17 protein-coding genes, 1 pseudogene and 1 riboswitch are annotated in these 13532 nt (G+C 32.2%); of the genes and pseudogenes, 14 read left to right on the top strand and 4 right to left on the bottom strand.

The window, feature by feature from the left end; translation table 11 throughout:
- Nucleotides 1-30: 30 nt before the first annotated feature.
- The 4 genes from JK636_RS07470 (at nucleotide 31) to JK636_RS07455 (ending at nucleotide 2505) form a co-directional block, all read left to right on the top strand.
- Nucleotides 31-351: a PadR family transcriptional regulator gene (locus JK636_RS07470; RefSeq protein ID WP_202748201.1), complete on the top strand. Its 321-nt coding sequence runs from the start codon at nucleotides 31-33 to the stop codon at nucleotides 349-351.
- Nucleotides 352-364: 13 nt separating this feature from the next.
- Entirely contained in the window at nucleotides 365-1087 is a 723-nt protein-coding gene (locus JK636_RS07465; RefSeq protein ID WP_202748200.1) for a DUF2812 domain-containing protein, read from the top strand.
- Nucleotides 1088-1184: 97 nt separating this feature from the next.
- Nucleotides 1185-1757: a hypothetical protein gene (locus JK636_RS07460; RefSeq protein WP_202748199.1), complete on the top strand. Its 573-nt coding sequence runs from the start codon at nucleotides 1185-1187 to the stop codon at nucleotides 1755-1757.
- 412 nt (nucleotides 1758-2169) lie between these two features.
- Nucleotides 2170-2505, top strand: a complete 336-nt coding sequence (locus tag JK636_RS07455) for a hypothetical protein (protein WP_202748198.1) — start codon at nucleotides 2170-2172, stop codon at nucleotides 2503-2505.
- Nucleotides 2506-2731: 226 nt separating this feature from the next.
- Here JK636_RS07455 and JK636_RS07450 read toward each other — a convergent pair whose 3' ends face one another.
- Nucleotides 2732-4246, bottom strand: coding sequence for a flavocytochrome c (locus tag JK636_RS07450; protein ID WP_202748197.1), 1515 nt, complete (start codon nucleotides 4244-4246; stop codon nucleotides 2732-2734).
- Nucleotides 4247-4543: 297 nt separating this feature from the next.
- Nucleotides 4544-5146: a DUF1349 domain-containing protein gene (locus JK636_RS07445; protein ID WP_202748196.1), complete on the bottom strand. Its 603-nt coding sequence runs from the start codon at nucleotides 5144-5146 to the stop codon at nucleotides 4544-4546.
- Nucleotides 5147-5301: 155 nt separating this feature from the next.
- Here JK636_RS07445 and JK636_RS07440 point away from each other — a divergent pair, with 155 nt between their 5' ends.
- The 6 genes from JK636_RS07440 to lgt all read left to right on the top strand — a co-directional run bounded on the left by JK636_RS07440 (nucleotide 5302) and on the right by lgt (nucleotide 9054).
- Nucleotides 5302-5499 carry a hypothetical protein gene (locus JK636_RS07440; protein WP_243428137.1) on the top strand — a complete coding sequence of 66 codons (198 nt, stop codon included), beginning with the start codon at nucleotides 5302-5304 and terminating at the stop codon, nucleotides 5497-5499.
- Between the two features lie 81 nt (nucleotides 5500-5580).
- Nucleotides 5581-6174 carry an SF0329 family protein gene (locus JK636_RS07435; protein ID WP_202748195.1) on the top strand — a complete coding sequence of 198 codons (594 nt, stop codon included), beginning with the start codon at nucleotides 5581-5583 and terminating at the stop codon, nucleotides 6172-6174.
- 77 nt (nucleotides 6175-6251) lie between these two features.
- Entirely contained in the window at nucleotides 6252-6593 is a 342-nt protein-coding gene (locus JK636_RS07430; protein WP_202748194.1) for an iron chaperone, read from the top strand.
- A 216-nt stretch (nucleotides 6594-6809) separates the two neighbouring features.
- Complete coding sequence (locus JK636_RS07425; protein WP_202748193.1) at nucleotides 6810-7415, top strand: hypothetical protein; 606 nt, start codon at nucleotides 6810-6812, stop codon at nucleotides 7413-7415.
- Between the two features lie 184 nt (nucleotides 7416-7599).
- A complete protein-coding gene (locus JK636_RS07420) occupies nucleotides 7600-7941 on the top strand; it encodes a hypothetical protein (protein WP_202748192.1) in 342 nt (113 codons plus the stop codon).
- A 282-nt stretch (nucleotides 7942-8223) separates the two neighbouring features.
- A complete protein-coding gene (gene lgt / locus JK636_RS07415; RefSeq protein WP_202748191.1) occupies nucleotides 8224-9054 on the top strand; it encodes a prolipoprotein diacylglyceryl transferase in 831 nt (276 codons plus the stop codon).
- A 129-nt stretch (nucleotides 9055-9183) separates the two neighbouring features.
- Here the strand turns inward: lgt and JK636_RS07410 are convergent.
- A pseudogene (locus JK636_RS07410) lies at nucleotides 9184-9345 on the bottom strand (DUF6803 family protein); the annotation flags it as partial.
- A gap of 42 nt (nucleotides 9346-9387) precedes the next feature.
- The gene (locus tag JK636_RS07405; RefSeq protein WP_202748190.1) at nucleotides 9388-10221 is read right to left on the bottom strand and encodes a hypothetical protein; all 834 of its coding nucleotides are present in this window, start codon (nucleotides 10219-10221) and stop codon (nucleotides 9388-9390) included.
- A 2-nt stretch (nucleotides 10222-10223) separates the two neighbouring features.
- Nucleotides 10224-10345, bottom strand: a riboswitch (cyclic di-AMP (ydaO/yuaA leader).
- A gap of 262 nt (nucleotides 10346-10607) precedes the next feature.
- Here JK636_RS07405 and JK636_RS07400 point away from each other — a divergent pair.
- The 4 genes from JK636_RS07400 (at nucleotide 10608) to JK636_RS07385 (ending at nucleotide 13510) form a co-directional block, all read left to right on the top strand.
- Nucleotides 10608-11063 carry a DUF6323 family protein gene (locus JK636_RS07400; RefSeq protein ID WP_202748189.1) on the top strand — a complete coding sequence of 152 codons (456 nt, stop codon included), beginning with the start codon at nucleotides 10608-10610 and terminating at the stop codon, nucleotides 11061-11063.
- A 74-nt stretch (nucleotides 11064-11137) separates the two neighbouring features.
- The gene (locus JK636_RS07395) at nucleotides 11138-12391 is read left to right on the top strand and encodes a DUF6179 domain-containing protein (protein WP_202748188.1); all 1254 of its coding nucleotides are present in this window, start codon (nucleotides 11138-11140) and stop codon (nucleotides 12389-12391) included.
- 140 nt (nucleotides 12392-12531) lie between these two features.
- Entirely contained in the window at nucleotides 12532-12915 is a 384-nt protein-coding gene (locus tag JK636_RS07390; protein WP_202748187.1) for a hypothetical protein, read from the top strand.
- Between the two features lie 361 nt (nucleotides 12916-13276).
- Nucleotides 13277-13510, top strand: coding sequence for a hypothetical protein (locus JK636_RS07385; RefSeq protein ID WP_243428135.1), 234 nt, complete (start codon nucleotides 13277-13279; stop codon nucleotides 13508-13510).
- Nucleotides 13511-13532 lie beyond the last annotated feature (22 nt).

Here is a 13532-nt window from a genome sequence, read left to right as displayed (position 1 = left end):
ATAAATGATATATTTTTTAAGGAGGTCTTTATGCCAAGAAAAGATTCTATTGATATCGGGGAGCTTACGGATTCTGCTTTTTATATTTTATCAAGCGTTATTGAGGAAAAGCATGGCTACCTTATTATGAAAACTATTGAGAAGTTCACAAACAATGAAGTTGTTATTGGTCCTGCAACACTTTATACAACACTTAAAAAGCTTTTAGAGGCAGATTTAGTAGAGTTAAATTCTGATACAGAAGAAAATAAAAAGGTGTACAAAATAACAAATAAAGGGCGAGAGATGCTCATAAAAGAGATAGAACGTAAAAAACAGATGGTCAAATTTGCTGAGAATTTTTTGAAATAAAAGGGGGCTATTTATGAAAACTAAATATGTAATGATAAGAGGGCTTGCTTTCAGTGAAGAAAGCGATATGAAAACATTAAGTGATTATGCAAAGCAGGGCTGGATACTTCAAGGCATTTCTGGAGGATTTTTATATAAACTAAAAAAAGATACGCCTCAAGACCTTGTATACAGCTTAGATTATCAAATTAATGCGGATGAGGAGTATTTTACAATATTTAAAGAGGCAGGCTGGCAGAAGGTTGTATCTGTAGAAAATCAAATGCACATTTTTTCAGCTCAAGCAGGAACTAAGCCTATTTACAGCGATGGCCAATCAGAAATAGATAAATATATAAGTGTGAGAAATACAACCAAAAGAGGAACTATCTATTCCTTAATAGCAGGTATAGTTATAATAGCACTGTTAGCTTTATCTCTATTTGCTGCAAGACCTATATTCTTAATTTTATTTGGCTTTTTAATAATAGATATGATTATATTTACTTTTAATTTCATGCCGTATCTGGCATACAATTCTAGAATCAAGCAAATAAAAAAATACGGCAAGTTAAATGATATGGATGATAAAAAAAGGTTAGGGAAAATAAACCTGTTTATAGGTATCACCTTTACTGTTTTAGGAATATTATATTTGAATGAGAGTAAATACTCTGCAATAATATTCATACTTTTAGGCATTATAAATATTTTTGCAAGCATAAACAGCTATAAGAAATATAAAAAATCTCTATGATATAGGTGGCAAACTACTAATCTGATGCAGGTTTAATTCTATTTAGACTTCTTAACTCATATATTTATTAGTGATACTAATTCATCAAGGAGTTAAGATGAGATTAAAATCCTCATATAGCTTTCTAAAAGCATATTTTAATTATACCGGATCAGGAAACCGCATCTATGCAAGAGCAGTTTCAGAAGCCATGAAGGTTATCAGAGAAACTGCTCAAGAAAATAACTTAAAGCCAATACAAACTTACCTTCACAAACAATTTTCTCTTAAGCTTACAAAAGATATGCTTCTAAGATTAGTTTCACAGGCAATGCTTCAGTATCAAGACCCATTTAGTGAAATACATTATTTTAATATTATAGCAGCTATAGATAAAAACTTAATTACCACAAAGCACAGAGGAATAGAAATACCTATAGAAGGTGGATGGGATAAGAAAAATAAAAAGCTCATAATCTTCACCTTCAGTCAGCCAAATAACATGAGAGAAGAGCTTAGAGTAATTAAAGGGCTGCTTAAGGAATTTGCACCAGCAGGCCATTTGCCAGCCGATATTAAAACAGCAGCTTATTGGGATTTAAGCAAGGGGAAGATAGCAGAAGTAGACTATCAAGCCTTGCAAGGCGTTGACAGGCAGAGCCTAATTGATGCAGCTAATAGGATTAATTAGAGAGTGAGTTAAAATTATAAGGACTTATTCTCGTATAATCAACTATAACCAATGAGATAATCTATTATTCAAATTAAAACAGACTTTGTCCATCTATATAGTATCATGCTATATTAACTAAAAAAATTAATTAACATTGAAGTGAAAAGCATTATCTTGTAATTAAGATAATGCTTTTTTTATTGAGTTTATACCTTGAGGTTATCAATATAAGTTAAATGTGATAATACTTAACATAAACTAGAGAAACATCCAAAAAAAATAAGATTAAGGCATAATATTTTGTTTTAATAGACTTATAGTATATGGATGTGATTTTTAAGGGTAAGGATATTAAATTTAACCAAATCAGTATTGAGATTTATAATATACTTGTACTAAGATTTAAGTTCAAGGAAAGGTGAAATGCCAAATGAAAAGGTTTATTGCTTTTTTAGTTTTTGTAATCTTATTAATATATCTATTTGCAGGTAATAATACTGGTTCTTACTCTGGAATATACGATTTCAAAGAAAACCCTAATATAACTTTAAAGGTTAACGATAATGATACATTTACCTTATATAGTAATATCGGTAAAACTAGTGAGTTAGTAAGAGGAAAGTATACAGTTAAGGATAATAACATAGAACTTGTTCCAAGCAAAGATAATATTGATAAGTATACCTTCTTACCTCTACAAGGAAATATTGAAGGTTCCTCCATAAAGGTTCCAACTTTAAAAGGAGAATTTTTAAAGAGAAAGTGAACAAGACATAAGCTTTTATAGAGGTAATAAAACAAAAGAAGATACTGTGATAATTGTAGGAGAGTTTCACAGAGCATGTGCTGAAAATGGGGGAGATATGAAATACTTATAGAAAAAATAGAATGCACACCCTCGATGCAAAATCCATGTAATAGTAGATTTTTAACCCGGGTGTGCATATTTTAAATCTTTGTAGTCAATTGATTAGTAAAATGATGAAAATCTTTTATTGTGCTTTATGTGCTTTTACATATTCAGCTGATTTTGTACCAGCTTGACGACCGAAAATAACTATATCAACAACAGAGTTGCCGCCAATTCTGTTATTACCGTGTAGTCCGCCTGTAACTTCGCCTGCTGCGAATAGACCTGGAATAGGTGCGCCTTTTTCAGTTAAAACTTCTGTGTTAGCATTAATTTTAACTCCACCCATAGAGTAGTGAATTCCAGGAGCAATTTTAATAGCATAGAATGGTGCGCCTGACAAATCCTTGTCCATTCCGGTTGTTCTGCCAAACTCAGCATCCTTTTTGTTCTTAACTGCGCTGTTCCAAGTATCCATAGTTGTTTTTAACTGGTCTGCAGGAACATTCATTTTTTTAGCTAAGGCTTCGAAGGAATCTCCCTCAAGTACAAAGCCCATCTTTTGATATTGCTCAATTGCTTTAACACGGGATTTTACTCCTGAATCAAATACAAGATAAGCTGATTTTTCAGGAAGCTTATTAATTGCATCAGTAACTGCATCTCTAGTGGTCATTTCGTTTACGAAGCGTTTACCTTTACTTGTAACAAGAACTGCGCCTTCTCCACGAACAGCTTCCCCGATTAAATAAGAATTTTCTTGCTGTACTGTTGGGTGAACTTGGATTTGATCCATATCAACTGTAGTACCGCCAAGCTTTTGAATCATTAGTATACCATCACCAGTAGTTCCTGGTTGGTTTGTTGTAACTAAGCCTTTTAGGTCAGGTCTAACTTTAGCAATAATATCTTGATTAGCACCGTAACCGCCTGTTGCTACAACTACAGCGTCTGCTTGAATTGTTTTTTCATCTTTTTGGTTGATGAGAACTTTAACACCATTTATCTTACCATCTTTTTGCGTAATTTCTTTAACGTCAGCATTTACAAAAAGAGGAATATCTTTTTCTTGTACATTTTTTATTAAACCATTGAAAAGGTATTGGCCAACTGCTGAGCCGTCTTCAGGTCTGTGGGTACGTTTTACACTCATACCGCCAGTAATTGTAAGGTTATTCAATTTAATTCCTATAGAATCCAGCCAATCGATGGCACTTGCAGAATTGTCAACAAAATAACGAAGTAAATTTTTGTCGTTAGTGCCTTTACCGCCTTCTAATGTTTCTTTATAAAATAAATCATTGCTATCTTTAATGCCTTGCTCTTTTTCGAATTTTGTTTCTGATGCATTCATTCCAGAAGATGCTTTAACTGTATTTCCGCCAGCAACCGGCATTTTTTCAAAAATAACAGGGTTCATGCCCTTAGCTTTTGCCTCAAGAGCAGCAGTCATTCCAGCACCGCCAGCACCTATAATTATGATATCATACTTTTCTTTAAGTTTATCGATGCTTGTATAGCTGTTTTGAGATGCTGTGGAAACTGCCTCAGTTTCTTTAGTGTTTTGGTTTTGTTTTGCCGTCTTGACGCTGCAGCCCGCGGTTACGAACATGACCGTCATAACGGAAACAAGTGTTGTCAATAGTTTCTTTTTCATTGTATGTCCCCCTTACTAATGTAAATAAATGATTTAGTACAGTACAGTATGTTATAATATATTGGAAAGATTGTCAAGGAATTAACAGTGTTTATATTCAACATGTAAAGGTTTTTAAAATAAAATAACTCTAAAATACTAAGCCAAATAGACAATGTTTAGATAATTAGCTTTATAAAGGGTTTAGTGCTGATAAAATGGTAAAAGTTTTGTTATATATGGAAGGATTGGGAAGAAGCATTGTGAATCATTTTTTAAAACAGGTAATAAAAAACGGAACTCCTTTTGTGAGTTCCGTTAATTTGTAATTGGATTATGTTCTTTCCACAGACAATCCGTTATCTTTATTTCAGTAAATACAGCCTTAAAAGAATTTTTATTAGGTGAACATGCAAGTAACCCAATATTAATTTCTTTGTCACCTTCAAACAAGTGAAAAATTCTCATCTGCTTGAAAGTAATGCCATCAAAGGAATTCTCAATACAATAATCACTTTCTCGTCTGCTCAATCTATACCATACACATTTTACAAATGCGCCAATATCAGTGGTTGCCCAATCAGAATATCCATGGTTGGTTACTACGCTTCCAAGCCATGCAGTATTATTATTATGAAATTCTATTCCTGCCTTAACCCAATTATCACTATTTTGATAAATTGCAACTCCACACTGATCAAATAATACCGTACTATTAAATTCTGCCTTTACAGTAAATGAAAAATATTTTTCATCAGTTGTAATATAAAGCACATGAGCATTATCATTTCTAAATCCATAATAAGTTCTCTGCCAAAAATCAGTGTTAGGATCTGTTGTAATTTCAACTCTATCTTTTTCAATTACATAGTTTTGAGGTTCAAAAAACCATTTTGCTTCTTTAGGATTAAATTCAAACATATTAATTTCCCCCTAATTAAAATACATTGTAATTTTTTGCTTATTTAATTATAAGTTACTATGTATTACAAAACAAGAAGTATTTAACTTGAAAAATTCTAGGGATATAAATATTGATGGTTATGATCTCATTGGATTTGGGTCTGTAGTTTACAATGAAACAGCTAAGCCCAACAATTGTTATACATATGCATTATAGAACAAAAGCCTTAGGCCTGAGAGGACATGTATTTGCCAAGGCTGAAAGATTCATTTTAGCTTCAGGGCTTAAGGCTAAAGAATATGAGGAACTTAACTTAAGCAAAGAAAATATAAAAGACTTTTCAGGAGTTGCAGTGCTTAAGTATGATTGAAGAAAAGTTACCAAAAGCTGTAGAAATGTGCAATAATATAAATTGTAATTAATTTAGAATGTTAATTCATAGGAGGATTTCATGGCTTGGAGCAAAATGAAGCAAAGTCTAGAGAGTTTTCTAAGCCCAGCGTTATATGACAGGGTAGAATATAGTGCCACCAGCTACCGTTATTTACCTGATAAAGCTGGGCGATCTTATATTAAAGTAGATAAAAAGTACGTGTTCAATATGAATGATACAACTACCTCAATCAGATGGTATCAGACGGAGCAGGAAATAAAGAATGATCCGGAGCTTCAAATTCCTATCAGCAGTGAGGAAATTGAAAAGGTCAGAAAAGATTCTAAGGGTACAATCCCAGAGGATAGATTAATAGTAATTGCAAGAAGCAGAAAAATATCAGAATATGCAAAGGAAATACTATCTGCTCAGTCAGCTTTAAGCAAATCAAATTTTGAGGTTGAAGCAAATAGATTTTTAACTAATTCTATAGAGGAAAGCCTTGAGAGTAAGGATATCTTAATGAATATTTTTGCGTTGGTGGACAGACGAGTTGGAAAAAAGAGACTTTTAAACATGGCTGAGAAAATGAAGCTGAAGCACCCAATCGTACTGTATTTTTATGAGCTGCGGCTTAGTGCTTTTGATAATGGAACTAATTCAAAATTGTAAGATAAAGCGAAACATATATGAATTTGATTTCTCAGTATTTGTCTAAGATGATAACAAAGAAGGTGAGGTATATTTAAATGAATGAAGTAGACGTATATATTAAAGAGTTTCCTGTGGAAGTACAGGAACGATTGACCTCAATCAGAAATATTATACTTGAATTAGCACCACAGGCTACAGAACGAATTTGTATGAGAATGCCTACATACGATTTGAATGGAAAATGGTTGGTTCATTTTGCCGGATTTCAAAAACACATTGGTTTCTATCCACAACCTGAAGGTATAATAGCTTTTAAAGAAAAACTAACCGACTATAAAACAACAAAGGGAACAATACAATTCCCTTTGAACAGACCAATGCCATTAGATTTAATTCGTGAAATTGTAAGGTTCAGGGTAGCTGAGCAATCAAAATAATTTGCACTTAAATATCTCAAATTCCCATTATCCATATAACCAATTGTTAAGTAGTCTGTAATCATAATGAGTACAGGCTTTTTTATAGATAATTAATATACATCAAAATTATCCTATATTTTATGACTGCACGCATAATTTATTACAGAAACTGTGGCACTTTTCTGTTTATGTTCATAAGATGTTATGGAGAATAATAATAGGAAAAGGAAAGTTATGTATAACTGTTGTTTTAGAGCTGACAGCGATGAAGTCTACGAAGATGATAATGTTCTTACTATTTTAGATGCTACTATAGAAAAAATCTTTACAAATGAAAACACAGGATATGTATTGATATCTTATATAACTACAGACCCAAATTTTAATGTTAGTAAAGATTTTATCACTTTGGTAGTGGGGCCTGATACAGTAATACTGGATCCCTTTGGAGAAAAAACCTCATTTAACGCCTTAAGACCGGGACTTAGAATATATGCTGATTTTTCAGCTGCTATGACATATAGCATTCCGCCTCAGGCAAGGGCTTTTAAAATAGTTATAAGTTATAAAAATATGGTTTTCAATGGCAGGATGGACAGAATTTTAGAGATAGATTCCGAAAACAGATTTCTTTACACAGGCAGAGCTGAGGACATGTTAAGCCAAGTAAGATTTGTAATAACTGATGCAACACAAATTCTAGACGAAGAAGGAAAAATAATAAGACTAGAAGATTTGAGGCCAGGTCAGCTAGTAAGGATAGCTTATGCAACCTTTATGACCGCTAGTATTCCTCCACAAACTACAGCCTTTAGAGTACAGCTTTTGAGAGAAAATTAATAAATATTATTGATCTCCTTGCTCCTTTTTATAAATGCTACCCCTTGAAATTAAACTTTACAAAAAATATCGGCAGATTTATTCTGCCGATATTTTTTGTAACAATTCAAAGTGAATATCATATTATGTACCAGGACAGAAGTCCTGAAAACTACACATATATTTATAGAGGAGGGGACAGAGGATGCCTGATGGAAATTTTGTAGCTAATTTAGCAAGACACATCGGACAAACAGTAACTATATTTACAACAAGCGGTGGAGAATCAGGAAGAGGCTTTACCGGAGTACTGGTTAGTGTAAACCGTGACTTTGTAAGACTGATAGATCGGATAGGACCAGCTCCTGGCTGTGCACTTGGCAACTGCTGTGACCAGCATTTAGGCCGCGGAAATTTAGAAGGACAAGGTGGAACATTACCAAGTGGAATAAGCTGTAATGCAAACAATGGACTTGGAGCAGTAGTAGATATACCAGTTAATAGAATAGCAGCATTTGTTCACAACTCAGTAGGCAGCGGCTGGTAGAAGTTTAGGATAATTAATAAATCATGTACATTAAGCCCTTATCCTTTTGGATAAGGGCTTTATAATGGAACTAATTAGCAATTGTAAGCTATGTTGAAATCCTTTAAAGGATGAACTAGTAAGTAGAAATTAATCCACCTTATTTAATTAACTTCTGACAGCAGAAATCAACTATTTTTATGATATTGCAGAAAATCTTCATATTATCTTTAAATCAATGGACTATAATCTTTTCATATTGATAGAAAAATAATTGAATAGTTGATGAAAGGAAGTTAAGTAATGAAAGAACTTATTAGTTTTGGACCAGTTCATATTTATTTCTTCGGCTTAATGATAGCAATAGGAATAATTTCAGCAAGCATTTTTGCAGTGAAACAGGCAGAAAAAAGAGGAGTAAGCGAAGATTCAATGCTAAACCTTATTATAATTGTGGTGATAGCGGGAGTTGTTGGAGCAAGGCTCTTTTATATTCTTTTCTATAACCCAGCCTTCTATTATAATAACCCTTCAGAGATTCTTAAAATAGATGAAGGAGGCCTTTCAATACATGGAGGTGTTTTTCTGGCAATTGCAGCAGGCTATTTTTACTCACTTAAAAGTAAAATATCCTTCTTTAAATTAGCCGATATAGCAGTAATGGCCCTGCCTTTGGCACAAGGTATTGGAAGGGTAGGCTGTGATGTATTTGGGAAGCCTATGACAACCATAATGCCATGGGGTATCAATTATGGCGGGCAAATACTGCATCCCGCACAGGTTTATGAGTTTATATTAGATTATATATTATTTGTGGTTTTATGGAGAAGAAGCTACAAAAAGAAATTTGAGGGAGAACTATTTATTATTTATTTAATTTCCTTTTCCATAATAAGAGGTGTAGTTGAGTTTTTTAGAATAAATCCGGTTATTTGGGGTCCTTTCTCAATTTCACATCTGTTAAGCTTGGGCTTGGCTATTATTGGATTAGTAATTTATATACTGCTTTTAAGGAAGAATGCTCAATATGTGGAGAGGTTACCACAAAATAAAGTGAAGCTTAGTACTTCAATTTTATGTCTAATAGCATTGATTGTAATATCAGCCTTAATTTTTTACTTTGTGCAGGGATAACTGTACAAGCCGATTTTTTATTTATCTGCACTATAAAATCAAAATATGAAGTTCTATACAAAAACAAAGGCTAGTCAAGAATATGACTAGCCCTACTAATTTGCAGCATTTTAGATTAAGTATATAATATTACATCTTAGGCATGGCTGACATCTTGCTTATAATTTCAGGATTTACCATACCAAGTATCATAGCAACGTGTGCAACAACAAGGAAGCCAACTGCGAGAATGAAGTTTATCTTCATCTTTTCGTATGCTGTTTTGTTCCTAAATATTAAACCAAATTCCAATCAGAGCTCCTAAAAACATTACAGAAGTAACAATCCTTAAATTTATTTTCCTGCGGCTACCAATAATGCGGCCTGGTGCTGAGGATCCTTCTGTCCATCTTTATGCCTAGTGCTGTTTAAAAAGTGAATGTCGAAGTGTCCATCCATTCCATTTCCCTTAATTACATCAAGATTTTGACCAGTGCCATAGCCTTCAGAACGATTATTTATAGTTGCATATTCTGGCGCTGAGTCTAAGCCGGCATGGGGCATAGCACTCATAGAAGCTGCATATCTTTTTCCACCAATCGTTAATATTACAGGACGTCTATTCCAGGAAAAGCCTCCCCAGATACTTTTTATTATATCGGTGTCTTTTTTAGTTAAAGCTTCCGAATCAGCATGATTAGTACCCATTGTTCTTTTAACCATAAAGGTTTTTCCGGTGTAAAAATCCTTAACCTCAGCTACAGTACCAATTGAGAAGGTAAATTGTCCACTTTTCCACCAATCTAATAGCTGTACATTAGAAGAAGCTGTTGTTTGAGTCGTGCTTCCAGATTTACCAGCTGCTGAATTCTGCTTTTTTACAACTGATTTTTCAGAGGAAACAGCTTGTGATTTGGATAAGCCTGTCCCTCCTCTAGATAATGCAGGTGCAGGCTTAGTGTCTTGGGCATCAGAAGTTGATGAATCTTTTATGTTAGCACTTTCAGCTAATATTATTTGCTGGTTAGCTAAAAGCTGACTTTCGGCTGAGATTTGTGCATCCTGTTCACTTGTAAGATATGTAACTGGTGCTGAATCAAAGCTTGTCCGAAGATTTTTTGAAATAAATTGAGAAGATACAGCAAGACTAACTGTAAGTAAAAAATAGGCAATAAATTTTTTTTTCATAAGTTCTTCCTCCTAATAGCCTGCGAAGTTAGTTGACGGGTTCGGGAAGAGGAATCCCTGCACAAATGTGCTTCACCCCCAAAGATGTATCCTCCGCTGATTATGCATTCGGCTAATTTATAGTTTTAAACATTTGATTAACGTTAAGAATATACTATAAAAATATGAACAAGGTATGAAGAATGACTATAAAAGACCCTGGTAAGTTATGCTAATAGAAATAAGGCCTTCAATCATAACATGTTTGGATAAAATAAAAAATACTTCCCAGATTGATTCTTAAACTGGGAAGTTTTTTATGATTATATATTACCACAAAATTACCAAAATGTCAAGTCTTGTACTGGGTTAAAGCTAGGAGTACAGTGTATTTAGAGGTGATTATAGTGAATAAAAATATGGCATTAGCATTTCAAGATATACAAAAAAAACAAGCTGTAATCGAGTTAAAAGCATGTAATAAAATGACAATTAAGTATGGATTAGCTTTATCTGATGGAGATATTAATGAACTGGTTGAAAATCGTTTTAAGGCACTAAAAGATACAGGAAGAATTGAGTTTTCTGAAGGAATTTTGAAAAAGATAGTGGAAGTTTTCTGTGATTCACCTTATATAATGCAGCAGAATTATAAAGAGACATTAATGGAGATTCAGGAGTGCTTTTATTTCTTTAAAAATGAAGCAATGGATCAAATAGCTGATGATGAACTTATAGAGTTTATGAAAATACATTTTGATGGAAAATGTCAAGGTTCTTTAGAGTATTTAAGTGGAACTAATCTAGAGGAGCTTTGTAGAAATACAAGATATGGCTATAAAGTTAATGATACAGATATATAAGGACAGTATAAAGAATACAGGAGGCATAAAGATTAATAATCTTTATGGACAGAATAAGGAATACAGGAGGGTATATGGAGGAAAATAACAAGAGCTTATTGGCATTTTTAGATAATTTTCAAATAGATAAAGATATATGTGAAGAAGATAGGATGCTTATTGAAGCAAAAGTATGGAATATACTTGGCAAACGTACTGAGAAATATACCATGGGGGATAGTACATCAGTTCCAATAGAAATAGCAGAAGAACTGCTCAATTCAATTTGCTTTTCCTTGGACTTAGAGCTAAGAGGATTAATGAATGTAAGTGAAATATTGATAGAGGAAGAGATTGAGGACTTATTAAGAGCCTCTTGGAGAAAAATAGCATCTTTGATGGAGTATGGGAAGAAATTATTAGAAGCGGTTAAAAAAAGTTCACCTAGTATAGAAAACATATCATATAACGATACATTAAATGAAATAGGTGAATTCTTTAATAAAAACAAATATGATTACAGATTTTTCGCTCATAGGATAAATTGCAGCATAGATTATCAACTTTCTAATCCTATATCAGAAAAGCTGCAGGGAATTGAATATATAAATGAATACTTAAAAGCACTGCTTATTGAAAATGAGTTTTGTATATGTTTTGATAGGGAGAATATCATAGGTATTTTAAATAGCTATTGCAGTGATTATAAAGGCTTATTAATTAATATTTTTGAACCAATACTAACAAATGCAATAGGGCTTGATATTCTAGGCGAGGATATATTAACATTAGATATAACAACTTTGCAAAGTAAAGAATTATTAAGGATTTTCAGAAACTTATCCAAAGCTGAAATTTTGACTAAACTAAGAAATTCAGCAAAGAGAGTATGTGATACTTTAGGAATAGCTGATAGTGATAAGATAAAATATATCCAAAATACAGCTGCAAATATATATCCTAGAATTGAATTGGTACTGTCTACAGGGAATATTAATAATGTATTTTTATCCTTTAAGTATGAAGAGGACTTAGTAGAAGGTGAGTTTATAGATAATTATCCTATGGAGGACGAAAGGTTACGTGATTTAATAAATGAAATAAATGATTGTAGATTTATTTCTGATAAGATTGCAATGGTAAAAGAAGAGATTCATAGCTTACGTGACTTGGTGGAAGTGCTAAGCGTGTGTTTTTGGGATGATGAAGCATTTGAATTATTTAAAACACTTTCAGAAGAAGAAATCCAGATTATTAAACATTATTTAGATAGCAAGGATAAAGTATATAGTTCGGATTCTAAATGGGAAATTAAATTTATGGATTATATAAGAATGTTAAATAAATAATAGCAAAAGCTGCACTTTTGGAGAGCGAGTAAAATCGCTCTATTTGTCTTTTTGGAAGGAATTAAGAGATTTGTGAAGAATATTAAATATATACTTAAAAGGTTTTGCTGATAGACTTTCTAATAAGGGGTGACTTAGAAATGAAATACGAAGAATTTTTTAGTGACAATAAATATAAAACAGTTAATGACAAAAATAAGATTCTGATTAATAACATCCTTAAAATTTTTGAAGAAAAATGTACAAAAGAATTTTATCCAGCATGGCGCAATAATGAAGGTAATGTAAAAGTTTTTGCTATTAAATTAAAGGAAAAGCTTATGAGTAAGTATGGCAGCAAAAGGGAGAATATTGTTACTATCAGATTAAGAATAGAACAATTGGACATTGAGGTATTTAGAGGAACATATTGTAAGAATGAAGAGTTCCCATATAACTTAGATACTACAGAAAATGATCTTGCAAGGTTGTATGAAGATATTAATAATTTATTTGCATCAGGACTTATCACTGTTAAGAACTAGATAATAAGGGATCAACTATTATAGAAAGCTGATGTAATAAAGGCTTTAATTTAATAGAAATGCACATATTTGCAGTAAATATTTATATATTTAAATTTATACATAGGTAAAAATATATATATTAAAATTGTTTTATATATAAATATTTAAATTTAAAAGTATTTATATATAAATGAGCTTGGAATGTGATATGATGAACCGTATCATAAATAAATGAGGATTATAGTTTTAGGTATTGATACAAATAATAGCCTTTGCGAATCCTAATATATTTTAAAATAGGAGGAGCATTGCAACGCTATGTATTATAAAAAGGCTAGTGACATTTTTGAAGTGATATATTTAGAAGCGATTCAACAGTATGTTGATTGAGAATATATATATATCTAAAAAAGATGATAGTAAGAAAAAATGGGGAGAAAATACAAACATAAAAGAAGAATATAATAAGAGAAATATTAAAATTTATGAAGAATATAAAGCAGGTATCAACAAAAAGGTACTTAAAGAAAAATGCTTTTTGACTTTAAAAAGTATAGAAAGAATTATACTAAAACAAAAAAGATTAAATCAAAATAGGCTTTATTCTAACTGAATAAGGCACAGTCTTATTTATG

Origin of the sequence: Clostridium rhizosphaerae (assembly GCF_016765585.1) — a bacterium.
In the GTDB taxonomy this organism is placed as follows: Bacteria; Bacillota; Clostridia; order Clostridiales; family Clostridiaceae; genus Clostridium_AT; species Clostridium_AT rhizosphaerae.
Note: the sequence above shows the minus strand (reverse complement) of the source record. Positions and strands in the feature narration are given on the sequence as shown.

What these genes read in the sequence shown, in the direction of transcription:
- JK636_RS07470 (WP_202748201.1), top strand. Translation starts at nt 31, where the DNA reads ATGCCAAGAAAAGATTCTATTGATATCGGGGAGCTTACGGATTCTGCT.
- JK636_RS07465 (WP_202748200.1), top strand. Translation starts at nt 365, where the DNA reads ATGAAAACTAAATATGTAATGATAAGAGGGCTTGCTTTCAGTGAAGAA.
- JK636_RS07460 (WP_202748199.1), top strand. Translation starts at nt 1,185, where the DNA reads ATGAGATTAAAATCCTCATATAGCTTTCTAAAAGCATATTTTAATTAT.
- JK636_RS07455 (WP_202748198.1), top strand. Translation starts at nt 2,170, where the DNA reads ATGAAAAGGTTTATTGCTTTTTTAGTTTTTGTAATCTTATTAATATAT.
- JK636_RS07450 (WP_202748197.1), bottom strand. Translation starts at nt 4,246, where the DNA reads ATGAAAAAGAAACTATTGACAACACTTGTTTCCGTTATGACGGTCATG.
- JK636_RS07445 (WP_202748196.1), bottom strand. Translation starts at nt 5,146, where the DNA reads ATGTTTGAATTTAATCCTAAAGAAGCAAAATGGTTTTTTGAACCTCAA.
- JK636_RS07440 (WP_243428137.1), top strand. Translation starts at nt 5,302, where the DNA reads ATGAAACAGCTAAGCCCAACAATTGTTATACATATGCATTATAGAACA.
- JK636_RS07435 (WP_202748195.1), top strand. Translation starts at nt 5,581, where the DNA reads ATGGCTTGGAGCAAAATGAAGCAAAGTCTAGAGAGTTTTCTAAGCCCA.
- JK636_RS07430 (WP_202748194.1), top strand. Translation starts at nt 6,252, where the DNA reads ATGAATGAAGTAGACGTATATATTAAAGAGTTTCCTGTGGAAGTACAG.
- JK636_RS07425 (WP_202748193.1), top strand. Translation starts at nt 6,810, where the DNA reads ATGTATAACTGTTGTTTTAGAGCTGACAGCGATGAAGTCTACGAAGAT.
- JK636_RS07420 (WP_202748192.1), top strand. Translation starts at nt 7,600, where the DNA reads ATGCCTGATGGAAATTTTGTAGCTAATTTAGCAAGACACATCGGACAA.
- lgt (WP_202748191.1), top strand. Translation starts at nt 8,224, where the DNA reads ATGAAAGAACTTATTAGTTTTGGACCAGTTCATATTTATTTCTTCGGC.
- JK636_RS07405 (WP_202748190.1), bottom strand. Translation starts at nt 10,221, where the DNA reads ATGAAAAAAAAATTTATTGCCTATTTTTTACTTACAGTTAGTCTTGCT.
- JK636_RS07395 (WP_202748188.1), top strand. Translation starts at nt 11,138, where the DNA reads ATGGAGGAAAATAACAAGAGCTTATTGGCATTTTTAGATAATTTTCAA.
- JK636_RS07390 (WP_202748187.1), top strand. Translation starts at nt 12,532, where the DNA reads ATGAAATACGAAGAATTTTTTAGTGACAATAAATATAAAACAGTTAAT.
- JK636_RS07385 (WP_243428135.1), top strand. Translation starts at nt 13,277, where the DNA reads ATGTTGATTGAGAATATATATATATCTAAAAAAGATGATAGTAAGAAA.